Genomic DNA, 22,050 nt, shown 5'->3' with positions numbered 1-22,050 from the left:
TTTTTTATTATGAAAAAATTTCTTTTTCCTGTCATCCTGGTAGCACTGGGAACAGGGTCAGCTTTTGCCACCATGTTGGCAAAGAAGAGTACACGAGCTTTAGAGCCGGCTTACAGAATTGTTAGCTTAGGTGGTGGTCAGTTCAAATGTGAGGATGCTGATCAGGAATGCAGCAATATCGTTTCCGGTGATGTCTGTGAATGGGCACTGGATACCAGCGTTGAACTGCATAGAATCGGTTCAGGCACGATGTGTGGAACACCACTTTATAAAATTCCTTAGTGCATTGTATAAAGTATTAATTAAATGAGGGACGCTATTCAGCGTCCCTTTTCATTTCTTTATCAATCCATCTTATATCTTTCCGGCTTTTCAGGTGATAGTCCCACCACTCTATGATTTTAGTATTAAGATCCCTGATGTCTTCGGAATTTTTCTTGAACGTGTGCTCCTGATCTGCATACATCAGTGCCACCACCTTTTTTCTGTTTCTTAATAATCCCATATAAAAGCTCATGGTTTGCGTTGGCGGAATATTCGTGTCTTTCTTACCTGCCCAAAGCAATACAGGTGCGTTGACTTTCTCAATAAAATTGATGGGATTATTTTTATAATACAGGTCCTTATCTTTTGAAAAAGGAACTCCCATTGAAAACTGCCCGGTTTCAAATCTTGAATAGTCTGCTATTTTAAACAGTTCATTAAATGAAAAGTAAGTATTCATAATATCACTAAGACCTGCCCCCGAGACATAGGCTGCGAACCTTTCTGAATGGGTAGCAATAAAATTGGTCTCATAACCACCAAATGAGTGTCCTGTCAAACCCATGCGTCTGAAATCAATATTTTCATTTTCCCGAATCGCATCTAATCCGGAATGAACACAATCAAGCGCCGAAATTCCCGGCCCCCTGTTATCTGAAACAATGTCCGGTTGAAAAACCATATAACCGTTCTCAAGAAGCAGTCGAATATTGAATCCACTGGGTCCCCAGGCGGGATACAGGTATTTGTTGAACTCATTATGCTGAATACTGTATACCTGCACTACCAAAGGATATTTTTTTGTCTTGTCGAATTTGATGGGATAATACAGAACTCCTTTCAGGTCCTTACCTTCACTGTTGGTGTATGAAATAACATTCTGCTGCAAGTCTATCGCTTCTTTATCATGAAGGTTGGTTGTATAAAGTACCTTCTTTTGACCTGATGACTTGCTTTTGCTGTACAACCGTGGAGACATGTTGTAGTTTTCTTCGATCGAATACATTAAATCATACTTGTCCTTTTGCGAGAACATTTTAATCCTGTTGCTGCTGTACGGCATTATTTCTTTGAGCTTACCTTTATAAAAAGAATAATATCCGGAATCATTATGATTTTCTCTCCTGATATGCAGCATCAACGGTTGAGACATTTCAATAGTTCGTTGTGTTATCTTAAAAGATTCCATCTGATGAATCATTTTTCCACTGTATTCATAAAAGCTGATTTTGCTGTTCTCTTGTTTAAATGCTGTTTTTAACACACTTGTTTCCAGGTGATAATTGATCAGTCGGTCTCCTGCCGTAAAGAGCAAACTGCCATCAGGCACAAAGATAGGATAGCTTAATGTTCCATTATAATCGATCATTTTTGTCTGCTTTAACAGATGATCGTAGACCATCCATTGATTCTTATACATCAGAAATCCGATGGTGTAACGACTGTCTTTTCCTATGACCATTTCTGAAGCATTCTCAAAAACAAGTTCAGATTTGTTTTCTAAAAGGTCATATCGATATACATTCAGGCTTCTAAATCCACGGTAATCATTGTCCTCCCTGGCATTATACCTCCAAAAATAACGTGGATGGTCTGTCGCTATATAAACCTGCATTGATTTGGAAGGGATTGAATGAATTTGATTATTTTTAACATTCCATACCATATACTGATGCTCAATCAGCTCTTGGTCCTTATTGCGCAGATATTTATCTCCTCCATACCATATTTCAAGTTTTCCAATTTTCTCAGGGAGGTTCCTGACGGAAATATCAATCAAAAAAGTTTCAGAATGACCTGCTTCAGTTAATTTCATATTTTGGGCTTCTCCTAGACTGATCCGGTTGTTATGAAACAGCTGCCCGTCTGATACTCTTAACAATCTGATCCTGATCTTTCCATTGGGATCTATTTTTTCTTTTACAACAATAAATCTCTCTGATTCTAAAAGATCCATCGCAACAATGTTAGTTGCAGTGGAATAAAGCAATTTCATAGTGCTTCCATTCCATTTCAATATTTGATGAAATCCTCCACTTTCAGCAAGAATATAAACCTGTCCCTGCTCCGAAATAGTATAGTTCAATGTTCCCGCCTCATGGTGGCGTACTTTTCCTTTGGCATTATAGATTTTCAGGTTTTTATCAGTACCCAATATGACATATTGCTTCAGGGTTTCATTGACACTGCATCGCTGTACACTATCATAAATTTCTCTTTTTTTGGACTTCAGCTCAATTAATTCAGCCCTGCCCGGTCCTGAAGTAAAGACCGTATAATTGTTCAGAAAACTGATGTTGCTCTTTTTTAAAATGGTATCGGATGGAATGACTGCTGATTGGCGGTCAAACACAAGAACTGAATCAGAATTATTCGCGTACATTTTAGTCACCAAAACGAATCGCTGATCATCAGATACCTTCATCTGACCTATCATCGTTGAGAATCGCGACATCCACTGGTCCAATTCCTTAATCGACCTCTGTGCATTAAAGCAATGCAGAGAAAACAGCAGAATAATTAAACAATATACTCTCATTAATACCCTAAATTTTGAGGATTCAGATGGGGATTGAGCAGCAGTTCCTGTTGCGGAAGAGGCCATACTTTATGTTGATCTTTCCAGTTGGGTTTGGTCTGCTGTAGTTCATTAAGCTTTCCTGCTCTTTTCAAATCGAGAAATCGATGTCCCATTTCTGTAAAAAACTCTTTCCTGTTTTCATTAAGGATTTCCTCAAGAAGCTGCTGTTGTGTAACAGAACTGCCTAGCAATGGCTGTCCTGCCCTTTGTTTGATCGGGTTAATAAACGGTAGGGCCTCTGACATTTTATTTTGTTGAGCCAGAGCCTCTGCCAACAGTAAATAGGCCTCTTCCAGTCTGAAGACAATGGAATTTTCTGTGGAGTTGGAAGACCTTGCTTTGTATTTTTCCGCTCTGTACCAGGTGTTGCCCCCAACTGTAACAGATCCCATCCAATATTGCTTCCGAAGATCATTCTGAAACGAGCTGACCAGAGATGTGGAAAGTGCCATGGAAGTAGGAGCAGCATTGACAAAATAGTAAATCGTTGCTTCCTTTACCGCATCCCCATTGTTCTTAGGCTTGAGCTGCCAGATAATATGGCTGCCGTTTTTAAGAAAGACCTTGGTGATATCATTTTGAAACTGATACAACGGACTCTGAACAACTGTTTTCAAGGTGGCTTCTGCCTCACTCCATTTCAGCTGCTGCATCTGAACTTTGCCCAGAAGAAGCTGGGCTGCTTTTTTATTAATATAGATGCGTTCATTATTTTGGTATGTATCAGAAAGCAGTTCAATAGCTTCCTTCACATCAGATTCAATTCTCATCAGCACTTCTGCAGAAGGTGTTTTTGAAATACTCTGATTGATCATATAATTGGTGGTCACAGGAAAAGGAATATCTCCATAAACCTGCTGAACGTAAAAAAGGAGCAAAGAGCGGATAACCAGGGTCTCCCCTTTTATCCTTGCTTTATCAGCTGCCGGAATATGATCTGCTCCTTCCAGCCCTTCGAGTATGGAATTGCTGACATATATTTTCTGATACGCAGCATTCCAGAACGAACTGACAAACTGGTTGGAATCAATCTGTGTATTATTGGATAATTCGGGCAGTCCATTAGTGGCATTGACTGCATAGTAGGTCAGGTCATCAGTATAAAGCCCCAAAAGCCTTCCGCTTTGATCTCCCGTAACAGGTGATGATTCCCACAATCCGGCATACAGTCCAGATAATACGGCGTTGGCAGTCTGAGTATCACTGAAAACGGTTTCTGACAACATTTGATTGTCAGGCAAATCCACTTCCAGCATTTTTTCACACGATATAACGGTACTCATCAGATAGATGAGCACTGCCATTATTATACTATTAAATATTGATTTCATTGTTTTTGTATTGGGTTAAATAATATGACGGTCTTTGGTTGCCGTTAAGCATTCATCACAGCGTAAGTTGAATACCCAATGAATACGTCTTCAAAGGAGGCAGGAATCCAAAAGAGGTCATCTCGGGATCAATTCCAAAAAACTTCGTCCACGTCCAGAGGTTCTGCCCCTGAAAATAAAGTTTTACTTCCCTGAAAAGACCTGAGTCCAAAGAGAGATTATAGGTAAGCTGTACATTCTTAAGCCTTATAAATGAAGCGTCAGAAACACTGGCATCACTATTTTGAAAAAGGCTGTGCGAAGAATTTGACGTAGAGCGGTACGGCATATAAAGGCCATTGGGATTTGAAGGCGACCATACATTCAATGCCTCCACCGGGAGATTCGCCATAATACCTGGTGAAGACATTGCTGAGTTATAGTTTCGGCTCTGCTGCTTTACAAATTGCAACAAAAATGAAAAGTTCCAGTTTCGGTAGCGTAATTCATTGCTTAGTCCTCCGTAAAACTGCTGTCCAAGATTTCTGATCACCTGTCTGTCATCCGGTGATGCGATCTTTCCGTCGCCATTGAAATCGGTAAAATCATACACCAAGGTAGTGGGATTTACCCCCTGAAGCTGGTAGAGTTTAACAATGTTCACAGGCTGTCCGATCACATAAGTATTAGCATAGGATGAACCTTCAAGTCCAGGAAAGGAAATCAGCTTGTTTCGTGGAATAGTGATATTGAAAGAACTTTTCCATGAAAAATTTCCCTTATTGATAATTTCTCCGCTGGCCTCAAATTCAAATCCTGTATTCTGAATAACAGCATCCAGATTGGCAAGTACACTGCTGAATCCCGTTACTGAGGAAAGCTGATAGCCTACCAGTTGATTTCCTGAGCGGTTTCGGTAATAGGCAGCACTTAGGTTAAGCCTGTTGTTGAACAATCCCAGTTCAAGAGCAGCTTCTGTTTTGATGGTTCTTTCCCAGCTGAAATCAGGATTGTAGAGTTTTGTTGGAGCCAGTCCGGTACTGCCGTTATAGATGAGATTAGCCGTGGCAAAGGTATCAAGGTACTGGTAATCCCCGATATTATCACTTCCCGATGAACCATAACTTCCTCTCAGCTTTCCAAAACTGAGCCATGAGATGTTCTTCATAAAATCTTCTTCCGAAAACAACCATGCTGCCCCAACAGCACCAAACATGGCGTATTTATTATTGGGACCAAATCGGCTGCTGCCGTCTCTTCTTCCAGTGATGTTGAGAATATATTTTTTATCGTACTGATAGTTGATTCTGCCGAAAAAAGCACCGTATCGGTATTCAGTACTGATCTGGTCAAGGACGACTTTATTGATTGCAGCACCTATATTATAGATAAAGGCATTACTCTCAAAACCTGACCCCTGAATTTCACCTCGGTCTGAAACATCTCTCTGATAAGTACCTCCCACCAGGATATCAAATTTATGTTTACCTGCTCTGTACATCCAGCTTATCTGGGGTTCTATCACCATAGACAGTCTGTACTGGTTGGATTTTGAAGACATGGAATTGAGAGGTGTTGCCCCAGCAGAAGGGCTATACGCCGTACTCGGACGAAGTGACCATTCGTCAAAAGTCTGATAGGTTAAACCTCCATTGAGTTTGAGCTTAAAGTTGTCAAAAGCTTCATACTCCATACTGATGTTGCTGAGGAATTGCAGATTGTTATTGGAATAGGAGTTCTCAAAAGCCGCTGCGGGATTCGTAAACGTATTGTTTTCCCAGTTAAGGTTACCTTCCGCATCATAAAGAGCGGGTGCATTGGGAGCCAGAATATACGACTGTCTTGTCGCATCAGAGGTAATCAGGTTATTGTCTGTTGCTGTAAAAATATTGGATGAGTTAAAACTGAATTTTCGATCAGCAGACCTGTGGCTGATATTTCCTGAAATGGTATTGGTTCTGTACCTGAAATCCCTGCCAAATACCGTGGTTTGTTCATTATGACCAAGACTGAGCAGGAAATTAGTATTTTCACTTCCCCCACTAAGTGAAAGCTGGGTATTAGACAAAGCGGCATAATGACCAATCAGTTCCTTTCTCCAATCGGTATAACGGTTGGAATCCCATGTTCCGTTGATGTCGTAGGCGTTAGCAGGATAGACAGAGATATTGCTATTGGCAAATGCCTGCTTTCTCATGTCAAGATACTGAGCAGTATTCATCATTTTAAGGTTTGAAATGGCATGGCTCAGACCATAGGAAGAGTTCAGGGTCAGTTTTAAATTTCCTTTTTTTCCTTTTTTGGTGGTCACCAGCACTACTCCATTAGCACCTCTTGAACCATAGATGGCAGTAGCATCAGCATCTTTGAGGATCTCGAAACTTTCAATATCGTTAGGATTGATGCTGTTTAACGGATTAATGTCTGCATTGGGAAGGATACTTCCGGCATAGGAGGAACTCATTCCTGTACCTACCGGAACACCATCAATAATATAGAGCGGCTGATTGCCATCAATGACAGAATTACTTCGGGTCCTAAGGCTGTTTCTGCCTCTGATCTGAATATCAAATCCACCTCCGGGAGTTCCTGAATTCTGGGCGATACTGACTCCTGCCATTCTTCCCTGTGCTGCTGACAGTACGTTGGTGACAGGCTGATTTTCTATATCTTTTGCTGAAACTTTGGCGATACTACCGGTTCTTTCTCTGTCTTTAACCTTGTAGTAGCCAGCGTTGAGAATAACTTCTTCGATTCCCTTTACTTTTTGTTCTAAGCTGATATTAACGACGGTCTGATTGGTGGCTGTGATTCGTTCTTCAGCATAATCAGGGTGTCTGAACAATAGGATGGGATTTTCTGCTGAAACCTGCAAAGTATAGGTTCCGTTGTTGCCGGTCATGGTTACCTGATCACTACCCTCTTGGGATATTACAACTCCTGAGAGAGGTTTACCAGATGAGGTTACTGTACCGGAAATGGTGCGTGTCTGGGCTTTCGTATGAATGCTTACAGTGGTCAACATGAGCCCAAAGAAAATGCCTCCTATATGGTAATAGGAATTTTTCATAGATTTGTAAAGGTTTTTAATTTTTAAAGATTAATTACTGAACTACGCTCTTTCCCGTTGGTCTGCAAACTCTATGGGAAGGGGCTTTTTTCTTTCTTCTGATTTTAAGTTGAGTAGTTTTTTTGATTCATTTTTTAGATAAAGACTTTCCTGATGCCCTTTGGTATGAAAAAGGACTGGTGAGGTTCTGCAATCAGTGACCGCAAGGCACCGGAAAGAATTTAATATGAATGAAATCTGTGTTCCCGTGTAAGCTTTTAAAGCCGCAATAGGTTGTACATTCCTATTGTATCGTGTAGTCTGATACTATGTTTAGGAAGCGGGCTTAGATTGTAATGTAGATATAAAGCGAACTGCATTAAAAAAAACGGCATGGGACTCAACATTATCAGCTTAGGGGTACTGGTATACCTTGGAACAGATAAGAGAGCCCACGCCTAGGTCGTGAGCTTAATACTTATCCTCTCGTTCCGTAAATTACCAGTTTTCTAAGCGAGATTCTAAGCAATAGCTTCTATTATTCTTTGAAGTATCGCAAAGTTACATTTATTGTAACTTATTTTACAAATATAGTAATTTTATTTATAATATGGTGATATATTACCATGAATTTTTAAATCAAAAATCCAAAATTGCTCATAAATACATTATTTATGGATAGCAAAGAAGTCTTAAGATTATTTATGCTTGAGTTTTCAGAAAATTTGAAGAAGATTCGAGCTACAAAATATAACTCAATGGATGAGGTTGCGCAGAATTCAAATTTTGATTCAAGCAATTACAATAAATTTGAAAATGGTAAGGGCAATCCAACTATAGAAACGATGTTGAAAATGTCATCAGCTTTTGGTATTAATCCCAAAGAACTTTTTGACTTTGATTTTGATATTAAGAAATATAAGATTGACGAATAAAAAATCCTATCTAAAGAAGGTAGGATTCTTTTTTTATTACTAATTTCTTCATAATAACAATCAGAATATTCTTTTAGAACTTCTTCCGTTTCTTTAAATTCTTTTTTTAGTTAAATGAAGTCCTAAGATCACCAATGTTTGTACTATGCTGTAGATTTTTAATGCTTTCATATTTGTGGTTTTCTTAAATATAATTATTTTTAAGATGTTAATATGTCCAAACAAAAATCACTCTAATATGAATATGCTTTTAATAATGGAAATAGTTGCCTTACTCGAGAAGTCATATTAAAATATTGAATCTACCACAGAAATTTATCGAAGAAATAAGTCAGGTATTAAAAGATTTTCGAGTTTTGAAAAATCTGTTTATAAAATTCTTAGAAATAATTTTGAAATTGATTTCTTACGCTTTTATTATAATTGGAATTTTACATTTATGGCTAAGTAATCAACATTCGAATAACAATGATACTTTTGTGAAAAATTCACATACAATTACAAATTAAACCTTCATTAATTTAATCGCCTTGGTCGTACTATTATACTAACAGACCTCGAGCCAAAGATTTTTCAGCTCGTATTTTATATTACAAATAGATTTCTTAATGAAGATCCATAAAAAATTTTATAATTTCCAAGAATTTTTTTAATAAATGAAAATATTCGTTGGATAAAAAAGCTATAATTTTAAATTTATGTAGTAAATTGGTTAAAACTTTTGTTAGAGAAAAAGTTATAGAAGACAGTTTTCCGGAAAGTAAATTTAATATTTATGAACTTCATTTGAAACTTAATTGAAATTTAAAAATTCCAAAAATTAAATGAGCAAAGCCATTAATGTTCGTGATGCTTTATTACGGAAAGGTTTCTTTCCCGAAGTATTGCCACCTTGTTTTGATAGTACAAATTTGGCGCGAAGTTTTAAAGGAATGGTAAAATCGATTGACACAAAACGCTATCATAGAAGATCGTCAGCGTACATTAGATACAGCGGAACTAAGCACGACGGAAACAGGCGTTATTATGCTTCTGTTAATCCTGTTCCTTACTTTTATATCTGTCAGTTCATTGGCAAGCACTGGAATCTTTTTGTTGATAAACTTGATCAGTCAAGTTTTAGTTTAAGTCCATATAGTTTAGGTGGAGAGTCTGATGACAGAGCATTGCTTATACCATCCTTAAGTGAAATTTATCCAAAAATGTCTGCAAAAATTAAATTTGCACCATATATCGTAAAGACAGATATTGCACAGTTTTTTCCTAGTATTTATACTCACAGTTTATCTTGGGTTGCTCATGGTATTAAATCATCCAAAAGCGATACATCAAAAGAATCTAAACTAGTATATTTTAATCAACTTGATTATTATATACAACAATGTCAACAGGGGCAGACAAGAGGTGTGGTGGTAGGACCTGATGCGTTTAGAGTTCTTGCTGAGTTTATTGCTTGCGAAATTGATAAATCTCTTCAAGAAAAAGCTGGCAATTCTATAGTCGGTGGCGTTAGACATGTTGATGACTTTTACCTAGGAGTTCGATCTCAGTTGGAAAGCTCTATTGTTCTTTCACACCTAAGGGATGTTTTACAAAATTTTGAACTACAAATTAATGACAATAAAACGAAACTACTTTCGGGGCTTCATCCTACAGACGATGTATGGGCTCAAGAATTACGACAAATTATCATTCCAGATGGTTACTTGCACGAGAATAGATTCAATTACATCTTAGATAAAGCTTTCGATTTGAGCCAAGCATTAGGATCTGAGAGCCCTATGAAGATGACATTAAGAAGACTTGATAAGGAAAAATGTTACTTGGATAATTCTTGGGTGGATGTAGAACAAAAGCTTCAAAGAATTTTGTTTCATTTTCCACATTGTCTTGATTACTTATGTCTATTGATTGCAAAAAGAGTTGCGATCAATAAAACTATAGATAGAAAAAATTGGAAAAGTATTATCGAACTGGTTTTAGATAGCGCAATTGGTGCAAATCATCATCACGAAATGCTTTGGTTAATATGGCTTGCATTCGTCTGTAATATTTCAATATCCGAAAATTTAATCAGAAAACTTGCTACAAATGAAAATTCACATATAAAATCAATATTAATCGCTGGACATCAAGCTGGATATTGTGAAGTAAAATCTTTTCTAAAATTAGGAGATCGCCTTTCCACTGATGATGAGAAATGGCTTCATCATTTGGTAGCTCGTTCATCGGGATATTCAAAGGCTAAATTTTCAGGATCGTATGCGGCAGAGTTTGAAGCCTTAGTTAACAATAAAGTCAAATTAATAAACTTTAAAAAGCATATGCTTTCTATATCACAGAGTGAAAAAGAAGCCATTAGTAGCTCAAAATATGGCTATGATTCGGAGTCTGATGAAGATGATAATGAAGATGATGACGATTTATTTTATTTGTTTGATGATTCAAGAGATTGGTAATTTAATTTTTTTCCTGTATTACCAAATAATGCTTTTATATAACCTAATGTTACAACCCATCATAATTAGAGTTATATTTTAATAGTCTCGAATATCTATCCTACATCCCTTTATTGATTTAAAAAATAGATTAATGAAAATAACGGTCAATGTAGTAATAACACCTTAATAATAATAATAATAATAATAATAATAATAATAATAAATGTTCATTTATTATTAAGATGTTATGGTTTATATATGCCATTTAAAAAAGTATTCAATAGACTAGCAATATCTAAGAATTTGCAAGTTTTCCAATAACTTTATTATCCTCATCTAAACTTATTAAATGATAAGTTCCCTCTTCTAAATCGGAGACTAAATCATCTAATTCTAATTTCTCATTTTCATTAATTTGTTTATCCACTGAAGTAAATATTATTACTTGATGATTTGTAAATAATGAAGATTGTAAAAATAAAGCCTTTATACTCTGCATATTTGTTCTGTGTTGTCCCGGTTCATCAAAAATTACAATTCCTGGATGATTAACTCCACCAGCCAATGCCAATGTATATGCCCAAAGATTTCTAATGAAATCTGAAGCAGAGGAGTTTGTACGAATTGATTGAGGTAAAGCATCTTTAAAAGGCCTGTAAGTTGGAAAATATTTGAATGGACTTGACCTGTTTATTGTTATTTGCCATATTTGATTACTGTCATATTTAAAATCTTTTAATAAATCTTGATAAAATTTCTGAAAACTAACTAAAATTTTTTCATCTTCAGTTTCATAATTTTTTAATTTATCTATTTCATTTAAAATATTGTTGAGTTTGTTGGCTAATTCTATCAAACTTTCTTTTACCTCCTTTAAAGAAGTTTTAATAAAATTAAGACTTTCTATCTCATTTTCTATTTGCAATCTTTTTAAAACTGTCGCTTCTGAAAAAGCTCTATCATCTGCGATCAAATCCCTTGAAAGAGATTTGATCATTACTTCTCTTTTTCGCAAAATATTTTTATAATAAGTAAGGATGACGTTTTTTTCTTCTGTGGTCTTCTTTAAAGAATGAGTGGAAACTTTAATTAATTCTCTTTGACTTCTTAAAAAAGCAATATTTTGTTCAACAGAAAGAATTGGTATTTTAAAATCTTTAGTTGATAATAGATCTGAAGAAACTTCCTGGCTGCATGTAGGACAATGATTCTCTCCTTTATTAATTATATTTTCATCAAAAACTTTTTTTAAATTTAAATGCTCTTTAATCTCATTTTCAACAGAATATTCTTGCTTTTTTAAATTTTCTAATTGTAGTTTTTCTAAACCTAAACGTTTCTCGAATTCCCTCACATTACTGCGAAGTTTATCATATTCATCTTTGTTTTTATTGTATTCTTCTATCGTTTCTTCACGTGCTTCCTGTATAGTAGGGATAACATTCTGATCTTGATCTGCCAGCTCTTTTTCCTTTGCAGTTAATTTTTCTTCTAATGTTTGACTTTCTTCTTCAGACACAGTAAAGAATAACTGTATCTTTTCGATCTTACCTTTATCAGTAGTAATTTCTTCAGGAATACCTCGTAAAGTTCCATTATATTGTTTTTCTACAAGAGTTAGTGATCTTAAATTCTTTTGCCAATTATTAGTTAACTCATTTTTCTCTTTATTAAGTATATCTTTTTTAGTAGCTAACCCTAATTCATTAAGTCCTAAAAGAAATTCTATAACTTTTTGCTTATTATCAGGTATGCCAAAATAGGGGATTGTAGAGAGAAAATCTGCCCAGCCTTTGGTCTGTTCTACAAAAAGTGCAGAAAATATGGTTTGCAGATAAAGAGGGCTATAATTACTTGTTTTAGATGAATTACTAACCAGAGGAATTTCAATTCCGATAAAAGATGCGAACCACGGATAAAAACTATTTTCGTCTTCATTATTACCCCTACCGTTTATGAAAAGGATTGATTCCTCTAATTCTTTTATATTTTCTAAACTCCCATTATAAATTTCAATGTTAGATGTTTTTTTACCGTCTGATTCAGGAATTATATACCTAAGTAAAGTGACTGTTTGTTGTTGAGAATTTTTGATTTCCAAAAATACTTTCGAATGTCTGACTTTATAATCTTCTTCCTGTATAGTGAAATTGTCTTTCAGTGCTTTATCCAAGGCTTTTTCATTATGCCCTCCTAATAATTCTTCTAATCCTATTGCGTAATAAATACAAGAATTGATTGTGGTTTTTCCTCTGGAGTTATGACCAGCGATAATATTAAGACCTTTTCGGAAGTTAAAATCAAATCCAAATAAATCTTCTATGGATTCACTTTTATTGGTAAGTATTTCTACTCTTAATCTGGAAATATTAAACATAATCTATATTAGTGTCCAATTACTATTTGCTTTATTTGTTTTTCCTTTTTGAAGCTGTCCAATTTCTTTTATCCTGTTTATATCTTCTTCAAAAAGTTTTTCTTTCATTATATTGGTTAGTAAACTTTGTCCTTCAGCATTAAGTTTGATTTCCAAAGTATCAGTAACAATTTCTTTCTCAAGAAAACCATAAATATATCCTAATGATAGTACTTGATCTATTCCTGTTTCAAAGGCCCAAGGAATTAAGGTTTCTCTACAATTTTTAGAGAAATCGTATAATATTTTATAATTATCCGAATTTCTTAAAGCCCAGAAAACCAAATGAATTAATAACAAAGATGCTTTCTTTCCTCTGGCACAATAATTAAGAATCGCCATTAGAATGATAAGTTTGTAAAATGCATTATGCTTTATGGAAGCTGAAATAGGTTTGTTTTGGAAATGAATCTCTATCATACTCTCTTAGTAAAATTTAAAGAACAGTCCAATAACCATTCTGTGATTTGATATTCTGCAATATTAAACTTTAGCTCGTCCGGAAATATTTTAATTATTTCATCTTGGAAATCATTTCGTAATTTTATTAATGTATCTTTTGCTTCATTGTTATTGTCGACACTTCGAGTATATTCATAAGCAACAGCGTCCCGAAAATTATTAATGAGTGTAATGAATTTTTGATAAATTTCAGGATTATAAGCTTCAATTTCTTTAATTTTATATTGAAAAGATAAATAATTCTTTATTTTTTTTGAAGTTACTTCATTTGCTTGTTCTTCAGTATCAAATATTACTTTATTTTTTCTATCAATGTTTTCAAAGAATTCTTGGTTCGTTGCTCTAAATGCCTGAATATCATCTCTTGTTATTTCTTTTTCTAACTCTTGTTCCCAAAGTTCAACAATATTTTGATCTGATAAATCTGTATAATCTTTAATGTAATCTTGGAGGCAATCAATAGCTTTACAATTAATATCATCATTCCAGGCTTTTTCAGTTTTTACTGAATTTAATATCCCTATTAGGTATGGTGCCTTATTTCTTATTACAAAAACACCACTTCCAGACAAACCTTCGGCAACTGTTTTTCCATCTTCTCCTGCTTGATCAAATGAGTCTTCCGAAATTGTAATTTGAAAATAGGATTGATCATCAGTAATTGTTAAAATTTTTGCATTAAATGGACGAAAAGAATTAGAAACAATTTTTTGATATCCACAAAACTTTACAGGTTGCTCTCTGACAAAATTATTTGCACACTGATACTTTTTTAGCAAATCTTCTTCTACTTCAAAGTCGATTTCTAATAGCGCCCAATCATCTTCTACTTCAAACCTAACGATACCAACTACCTTTATATGATTAAATTCTGATCGATAGTCTTTTTGTTTTTGAATAATAATATTTGCTAAATCAGGTCTTTCATTACCTAGACAATGACAAGCTGTTAAGACAAAAAAGCTATTTTCACCCGCTATTAAAACGCCACTCCCTTGTTTTGAAACCTCTTCGCCTTGTTTAATACTAATTTTAACACAGGCTTGCTCTATTATTCTTTCAGGCATCTATTCTAAAATGAATTCGTTTTTATATTCTAATTTCCAGTTTCCAGATTCAAAATCTATATCTGAGATAAAATTTCCAATTTTATTTTTTATTTCCTCTATGGAATAGTTTGTAAATATAATCGTTTCTTGGTTTAAATCTCTTCTGGAATTCCAAACTATCCTAGCAATGGTCTCTCTTGAAGGATGTTTATCTTTTGATGTTCCTCCATTAGTAGAGATTATATATTGGTTAGTTTTGATTTTTTCTAATAAACCTTGAGAAGTGTTGTTTTTGCTTCCATGATGGGATATTTTAACAAAATCACACTCAATTGGGTTAGAAGAGGTGTAATCCCTTTGTTCTAAGGCGTATTCGATAATTTCTGATCTGGAGTCTCCTAGAAACATAAGTGTTTTTCCATCCACAGTTTTTAATATAAATGCAATAGAAGATGCATTTGCCAAATCATTATGTAATAATTTAGAAGAACTAAATGGTATTTTGCTCAATTCTTCAAGACTCAAATTATGGTTTTCTATATCGATAGAACTGGAAATATCTTTATTTTCAGATTCTTCTTTAAATAATTCCGGCTTCCAATTTTTATATAATAATTCTATAATTTCTAAAGTTGGAGATAATATATCGAATTGTATTCCTCGTCGGGTTAGCTGAGGAGTGTAACTAGTTAATGGAGTAATGATAGATTTAGGCTTTTTTTGTTGGATAAGTTTTTTTAAATCATCTCCTTGCTTATAACTAATTAAGCTACCAGTTGATATATCAATTAGCTCAGGATGATTAACCCAAATCTCGTCAATCTCAATTCGATCAATTAAACTATTTTTAAAGAATCTTATTAAGCCACCTATGTGATCAGAGTCAATGTGAGTTAAAATTAATAAATTAATTTTCGGTATATCTTTTAGCTCTTTTTTTAAAGAGTAGTCAAAAGTAGAAGCTGTACCTCCGTCAATAAGAATAACAAATTTCTCCTGATTTTCATCAAGAGTTTCTATTAGGATGCAGTCGCCATTAAATGCCTTTAAAATTTTCAGATTCATTTAAATTACTATCATATAATATTTATTATAAAATTTTCTATGCAATTAATATAAGCTAGTGAAAATAATAAAAATTTATTACAAAATTTAACAAAATAAAAAATCATTGAAAAATACTGTATTCTGTTAAATTTCATTATTATATTAATGCATTGTGAAAAATATTAGTTTGAATATTTTTTCACAATTTTCATCACTTACCATATTGTATTCCTTCACCATATCTATAACCGTCTGATAATTCAGTATCAATATGTGTAAAACCTTTTTCATGTATCATATAGTTTACCGCCAGTTCCGCTGCGTTTGTTTTCTTGTTCAATGTTATTACCTTCTGTACAAGTATTACTGTTGTGGTATACGTTCTGTTTGATACGATGAAAAGCTGTTGTTTTTTTCCATAATTATTTCATTTATTTGTTAGCACCGTAAAAATGGTCATTAAATCAAAATATCATTTACGGGAATCCTCATTCAAGAGTATTTTTTTCATTTATTTTAATAATTGTCCAAACCTCATGGCTTCACATTTTTTTTACTACAGTTTATTATATTTGTAGTGAACTAATAACCAATGAACAAAAACGCTACTCTACATCTTAAATCTCAGGCCATCTACATTGATAGTAAAGAAAGAACCGACGAGATAGAATCTTATTCTTTTGAGGGTAATAAGTGTGTAGTAGTATATAAAACCAGTGGTAAAACCTATTCTTATCCTCAACATAGAATTAAGCTGGTAAGATCTGCCATTCAGAGTGAGAGAGCAGGAAATATTTTTTCTTATCTAAAGGCGATTGCAGCAAGTGTGGGTTTGAAGACAGAGGAAAGCAATAATATTCTTGCCAGTAGCTATGGAAGTATTCGTTTTATTCCTGAGACTTCTATTCTGTACAATTATCTTAATGGGAAAGAACCCGAAAAGAATTACCACGCCTCTCCTATTGAAATCTTTCCTTTTGGTTTTAATCTAAGCCAGAAAACAGGAGTTGACAATGCGTTTTCAAATCCTCTCAGTGTTATTGAAGGCCCTCCCGGAACAGGAAAGACCCAGACTATTCTTAATATTATTGCCAATGCGGTGATGAATAATCAAAGTGTGGCTGTTGTTTCAAGCAATAATTCAGCGACAAAAAATGTTTTTGAGAAACTTGAGAGTAATGGGGTTTCTTTTATAGCGGCATTGTTAGGAAGCAGCCAGAATAAAAAAGAATTTATCGATGCCCAGACTGAAATCCGCGACCTATCAGATTTTAGATTGGAAGAGGAACAGGAACAATCCCTTATGCAGTCTACTCCCCTTCTTTTTACTGAACTTGCTGAAAAGTTGCAACTAAAGAATGAACTGGCTTTACTTACGCTGGAAATAGATAAGATCAAAACAGAACATCAGCATTTTACAGATGATGTCACTTTGGCAACGGAAATCCGTTTTAAAAAGAATGTGAGTTCAGATCAGCTGCTTTCTTTATGGATTACGTTGGAAGACTATGAGAAAAGTGGTAAAAGGTTTTACTGGTGGCGTAAACTCATATTTCCTTTTCTGTATGGATTAAGAGATAAGATTTTTTATACCTTATCGTATGAAGAGATGATCAGGATTGTTCAGTCAAAATACTATGGGGTAAAAATTTCAGAGCTTATTCTCAGAAAGCAGGAGCTGCACAATACGTTACAACATTTTTCCTTCCATGATAAAATGAAAGAATATACGGAAGGATCTATGCAGCTGTTTAAAAACAAACTCTACCAAAAATATAAAGGACAGGAACGTTCAGAATATACCGAATGGGATCTCCGTTTTAAATCAGAAGAATTTATTAAAGATTATCCTGTCATTATGAGTACAACCTACTCATTAAGGAGAAGCCTTGCTGAAAATGTAGTCTACGATTATGTAATTGTCGACGAATCTTCACAGGTGGATCTTGCAACAGGTGTACTCGCATTATCGTGCGCAAAACAGGCCGTGATTGTAGGAGACTTAAAACAGCTTCCTAATGTAGTGGATTCTGAAACAGCAGAAAATACAGATCAGATCTTTAAAAACTATGATATCCCGGAACCTTATCGGTATTCCAATCATAGCCTGCTTTCTTCTATCACAGAAGTATTCCCGGAAGTACCAAAAACACTGTTAAAAGAACATTATCGCTGTCATCCTAAAATCATTGATTTTTGTAACCGTAAGTTTTATAATGATCAGTTAGTCATACTTTCGGAAGGACAGACGGAAAGAGAACCTTTATTAGTCTATAAAACAACCGAAGGTAACCATGCTCGACAAAGAGAGAATCAGCGGCAGATTGATGTGATTATTCAGGAAATCATTCCACAGCAAAAGCTGGAAGGTGTGAATCTCGGAATTGTAACACCTTACCGAAATCAGACCATCGCACTGCAAAGAACCTTTCAGGGAACAGATATCAAAGCAGATACAGTAGATAAATTTCAGGGAAGGGAAAATGATGTGATCATTCTTTCTACAGTAGATAATGAGATCTCTGAATTTACCGACAACCCGAACCGACTGAATGTAGCCATTTCCAGAGCCAAAGATCAGCTGATTCTATTGGTGAACGGAAATGAAAGTGATAATGAAACGAATATCTCAGATCTGATCCGTTATATTGATTACAATAATTTCACCACGATCAACAGTGAGGTACATTCTATTTTTGATTATCTGTACAAAGGCTATGAAGAAAAAAGAAGAGCCCTTTTATCGGATCAAAAACAGAAATCTGTTTTTGACAGTGAGAATCTTATGTATGCGTTAATTAAGGAAGTTTTGTCCGACGATCAATTTTCAAAGTATGGCGTTATTCTGCATCATCCATTGAGAAATTTACTGTTAGATTTTTCCAAATTAACTGCTGAAGAAGAACGATACGCCAGACATCACGCAACGCATCTCGATTTTCTTATTTACAATAAGCTGGGAAAAAATCCTGTATTAGCCATAGAAGTTGATGGGTATGAATATCATAAAATAGAAAGCCGTCAAGCCGAAAGAGATGTTATGAAGAATGAAATCTTGGAAAAGTATGGAATTCCGTTGATAAGATTTTCGACGACGGGAAGTGGGGAGAAAGAGAGGTTAATTAGCAAGCTCAATAAAATAGGGAAGAATAATTCTTGATAAGATTACGGTTTTCCGTAAATTTTTCCGTCTGTAGTAGTTTAGATTTGTGACTACAATTATCTTAAAAACTATATCATGGCTTGGTCATACAGAAAGAGAATCAAAATAATTCCCGGTGTCCATTTGAATTTCAGCAAAAGAGGAATTTCAACGAGTATTGGGGTTAAAGGTATGAGTGTAAATTTTAGTTCGTCAGGCACAAGACTCAATACCAATTTTTCAGGTTTTTCAAATTCATACAAACTTTCCGGTTCTTCATCACTAAGGACTTCCTCTCAATCTTATCCTAATCCACAACCTTTTTACACTGAGTTATCAGATAACATTTTTAGTGCCGATATTCATGAGATCACATCTCAAAATATGGCAGGTATCAAAGAATCTATCCTCATGGCTCAACAGCAAAAATCGGAATTAAAAACGGATCTGAAGAGAATAAAAAAAGCGCTAACCTTTACGAAGACCAAGAAAGTTGCAAGTTATGTCTTTATTTATGGGTTGGTAAATAAAAATATTGTTCAACATATAAATGAGGATATTAATGCACAAAAAGAAGCACTTAAAGAAACCCAAATTGTAATTGATAACTCGGCTGTTAGTATTGACATAAAGTTCGATGATCCTTCTAAGAGAAAGTATGAACAATTACGACATTCTTTTAAAAATCTAACCACAGCTCATAAAGTATGGGATATTACCGGAGCGCATTTTCAGGATCGTGTGGCTGCCCGGTCTAGTGCCAGCACATTGGTTAACAGAAAAGATGCAAGAATTGGTTTTAAATCACTTCCCATCATTACATCAAACTATGAAGCCCTATATTTCCAAAATGTGAACGGAGCAGATTTATATTTTTATCCAACATTTGTACTGATGTATAAAAATGATCAAAACTTTGCAATTATTGGGCTTGATGAACTTAATGTTACATTTTCTTCTGTAAGTTTTACCGAAACCAGCAGTGTTCCTCGTGATTCAAAAGTTATTAGAAAAACATGGGCGAAAGTCAATAAAAACGGAACTCCTGACAAAAGATTCAAGAGCAATTATCAGATACCTGTTGTTCAATACGCAAGGCTGAGATTTTCTTCCAGCAGTGGTGTTAATGAGGAATATCAAATAAGTAATTTTGAGTTCGCCCAAGAGTTTGCAAATTCATTTCAGGAGTATAAAAGTTTGTGCAAGGAATTAGCTTAAAGTTGATTTCGGAACGTAATACGATTAAAAATCTAATCTTTAAGTATCTAGCAAAATTTAAAAATCAAATTTACTTTATCATCTAAAGTTAAATAAGCATCAAACTTTTTACCGTTTTTGCTTTTCATATTCTTGATTAATGATGTTTTGTTTTGAGTTAACAGTAAAGTAAGATCTTTACTATTGAGTTGTACTCCGCATATGGTTCTAAAGAGAATCCAACTGCATTGTTCATCTGGGCATTTTATGATTTTTTCTTTTATAATAAGAGTATGTTGTTGGCATTTGGGGCATTTTAGTTGGGGAATATTTTCTCGGGGAATATGAAGTGATAAGAGTTCGTTAGTGATTTCAGTTGTATAGTGTTGGATGTCGTTCATGAATTGGTCTTTATTGAGTTCACCTTTTTCAATTCTATCCAGTGCGAGTTCCCACTCTGCGGTCATTTGGACATTGGCTATTTTTTTGTCTTTGACAAGGTGGTAAACCTGTAAGCCTTTATCGGTGGGAATTAATGTTTTACTTTTTCTGGTGACGTAGTTTCTATTGAGCAGGGTTTCAATAATGGAAGCTCTGGTGGCTGGGGTTCCGATGCCGATATTGGAGAGTGCTTTTTGTTCTTCTTTATTTTCAATAGATCGGCCTGCATTTTCCATCGCTGATAAGAGGTCAGCTTCTGTATAAAGTTTGGGAGGTTGTGTTATTTTTTCTAATAATTCTGTTTTTGAGATTTTCAGCTCATCTCCTGTTTTGAATTCCGGAAGTTCTGTAAGGACTTCATTTTTATTATTAGAATTTTCATTGTCAGAAAGAATCCCTTTGATGGCTCGCCAGCCTTTCTCTAGGATTGTAGAGCCTTTGATCTGGAATTCATAATGATGGACTTTTATCTGCATTTGGGTGACTTGTTTTATACAGGTGTGGGATAGGGATTCCAATAAGCGATAAGCAATCATCTCGTAAATGGCTTTTTCCGTAGCACTAAGTGCAGAAGGTGTTTTAGTGGTTATGAGTAATCCGTGATGGTCGGTAACTTTTAGATCATTCACAATCCGCTTGTTGAAGTTTCCGAATTTTAAATGGGTTATGGCGGCTTTGAAGGGTTCGGTTTGATTCAGTATTCTAACCAGCTCAGGAATATCAGTCCATACATCTTCAGGAATATACTTGCTTCCGGTTCTGGGATAAGTGATGAACTGTTTCTCATAGAGGCTTTGGGCTGTTTGTAAAACCTCATCAGCAGAAAGCCCCAGTTTCCTGTTGGCTTCTTTCTGTAATTCCGTGAGGTCGAAAAGTAAGGGAGATTGCTCCTGTACTGTTTTAACGGATACATCTTCTACAACAGCTCTTCCCTCCCGCTCTATAGAATTTTGGATGTGTTCTGCCTGCTTTTTTTCTTCCCACTGTAATAATGAAAGGCTGGTGAAATCTGTATATTCTTTTCTGTGGCTCAGCTGGATTTGAAAGTACTCTTGCCTGGTGAAGTTTTGATGCTGAAGAAATCGTTGACAGATCAATGCAAGAGTTGGGGTCTGCACTCTGCCTAAAGAATAAACATCTTGGTTTCCTGCGATGGTTAATGCCTGGGTAGCATTGATTCCTATAAGCCAGTCCGCTTCACTTCTGGCTTTTGCTGCTTGATACAAACCGTCAAAGGCATCGCCTGGCTGAAGGTTTTTAAAACCATCCTGTATTGCTTTTTCGGTAAGGGAACTGATCCATAATCTTTCAAAAGGTTTATTGCATTGTAGGTAGTGATAGATATAACGGAAGATCAACTCTCCTTCCCTTCCTGCATCTGTTGCGACAATGATACTGCTGCATTGACTGATGACTTGTTTTATGGTATTGAGCTGTTGTAAAGCCGAAGGATCAGGCTCATAGCCTTTTGCTTTATTTAGTTTTTTGGGAGTCAGAATAAAAGGGTTGGGAAAGATAGGCAAAGAGGCTTTGTTAAAGCCTCTTATACCATAATCCTCCGGCATTCCTAATGCGATCAGATGTCCCAATGCCCAAGTGACACAGTATCCGTTACCGGATAGATAACCATCTTTCTTTTCATGGGCTCCTAATAACTGGGCTATTTCCCTTGCAACGCTGGGTTTTTCTGCGATGATTGCTTTCATATGATGGATT

The 22,050-nt window shown here is 35.1% G+C and carries 13 protein-coding genes; 5 read left to right on the top strand and 8 right to left on the bottom strand.

What is annotated here, in order from left to right; translation table 11 throughout:
• Nucleotides 1-9 precede the first annotated feature (9 nt).
• Complete coding sequence (locus BUE84_RS06230; protein ID WP_079240898.1) at nt 10-282, top strand: hypothetical protein; 273 nt, start codon at nt 10-12, stop codon at nt 280-282.
• A 34-nt stretch (nt 283-316) separates the two neighbouring features.
• Here the strand turns inward: BUE84_RS06230 and BUE84_RS06225 are convergent, their stop codons facing one another.
• The 3 genes from BUE84_RS06225 to BUE84_RS06215 form a co-directional block, all read right to left on the bottom strand.
• Entirely contained in the window at nt 317-2,719 is a 2,403-nt protein-coding gene (locus tag BUE84_RS06225) for an alpha/beta hydrolase family protein (RefSeq protein WP_238594377.1), read from the bottom strand.
• An 83-nt stretch (nt 2,720-2,802) separates the two neighbouring features.
• Complete coding sequence (locus tag BUE84_RS06220; RefSeq protein ID WP_047432752.1) at nt 2,803-4,176, bottom strand: RagB/SusD family nutrient uptake outer membrane protein; 1,374 nt, start codon at nt 4,174-4,176, stop codon at nt 2,803-2,805.
• A gap of 55 nt (nt 4,177-4,231) precedes the next feature.
• The gene (locus BUE84_RS06215) at nt 4,232-7,225 is read right to left on the bottom strand and encodes a SusC/RagA family TonB-linked outer membrane protein (protein ID WP_047432755.1); all 2,994 of its coding nucleotides are present in this window, start codon (nt 7,223-7,225) and stop codon (nt 4,232-4,234) included.
• 653 nt (nt 7,226-7,878) lie between these two features.
• Between BUE84_RS06215 and BUE84_RS06210 the strand changes: the two genes are divergently transcribed.
• Both BUE84_RS06210 and BUE84_RS06205 read left to right on the top strand, forming a co-directional pair.
• A complete protein-coding gene (locus BUE84_RS06210) occupies nt 7,879-8,139 on the top strand; it encodes a helix-turn-helix domain-containing protein (protein WP_047432759.1) in 261 nt (86 codons plus the stop codon).
• 824 nt (nt 8,140-8,963) lie between these two features.
• Nucleotides 8,964-10,598: an RNA-directed DNA polymerase gene (locus BUE84_RS06205; protein ID WP_047432761.1), complete on the top strand. Its 1,635-nt coding sequence runs from the start codon at nt 8,964-8,966 to the stop codon at nt 10,596-10,598.
• A gap of 277 nt (nt 10,599-10,875) precedes the next feature.
• Here BUE84_RS06205 and BUE84_RS06200 read toward each other — a convergent pair whose 3' ends face one another.
• From BUE84_RS06200 to BUE84_RS06185, 4 genes are read right to left on the bottom strand one after another with little or no spacing between them, the layout of a single operon-like run.
• Entirely contained in the window at nt 10,876-12,957 is a 2,082-nt protein-coding gene (locus BUE84_RS06200) for a hypothetical protein (RefSeq protein ID WP_047432764.1), read from the bottom strand.
• A 3-nt stretch (nt 12,958-12,960) separates the two neighbouring features.
• Entirely contained in the window at nt 12,961-13,416 is a 456-nt protein-coding gene (locus tag BUE84_RS06195) for a hypothetical protein (RefSeq protein WP_047432767.1), read from the bottom strand.
• The gene (locus BUE84_RS06190; protein WP_079240896.1) at nt 13,413-14,525 is read right to left on the bottom strand and encodes a trypsin-like serine protease; all 1,113 of its coding nucleotides are present in this window, start codon (nt 14,523-14,525) and stop codon (nt 13,413-13,415) included. The genes BUE84_RS06195 and BUE84_RS06190 overlap by 4 nt, the downstream gene beginning before the upstream one ends.
• Nucleotides 14,526-15,572 carry a ComEC/Rec2 family competence protein gene (locus BUE84_RS06185; protein WP_047432772.1) on the bottom strand — a complete coding sequence of 349 codons (1,047 nt, stop codon included), beginning with the start codon at nt 15,570-15,572 and terminating at the stop codon, nt 14,526-14,528. It abuts the gene before it with no gap.
• 574 nt (nt 15,573-16,146) lie between these two features.
• On the opposite strand from BUE84_RS06185, the gene BUE84_RS06180 reads away from it, so the two are divergent.
• Together BUE84_RS06180 and BUE84_RS06175 are read left to right on the top strand one after the other, a co-directional pair.
• The gene (locus BUE84_RS06180) at nt 16,147-18,714 is read left to right on the top strand and encodes an AAA domain-containing protein (protein ID WP_052187017.1); all 2,568 of its coding nucleotides are present in this window, start codon (nt 16,147-16,149) and stop codon (nt 18,712-18,714) included.
• 126 nt (nt 18,715-18,840) lie between these two features.
• Entirely contained in the window at nt 18,841-19,914 is a 1,074-nt protein-coding gene (locus tag BUE84_RS06175; protein WP_238594376.1) for a DUF4236 domain-containing protein, read from the top strand.
• Nucleotides 19,915-19,961: 47 nt separating this feature from the next.
• On the opposite strand, the gene BUE84_RS06170 is transcribed toward BUE84_RS06175, so the two are convergent.
• Complete coding sequence (locus BUE84_RS06170; protein ID WP_047432776.1) at nt 19,962-22,040, bottom strand: type IA DNA topoisomerase; 2,079 nt, start codon at nt 22,038-22,040, stop codon at nt 19,962-19,964.
• Nucleotides 22,041-22,050: the final 10 nt, after the last annotated feature.

It is taken from the genome of Chryseobacterium indologenes (assembly GCF_002025665.1).
Classification (GTDB): domain Bacteria; phylum Bacteroidota; class Bacteroidia; order Flavobacteriales; family Weeksellaceae; genus Chryseobacterium; species Chryseobacterium metallicongregator.
This window is presented reverse-complemented; position numbering and strand designations above follow the sequence as displayed.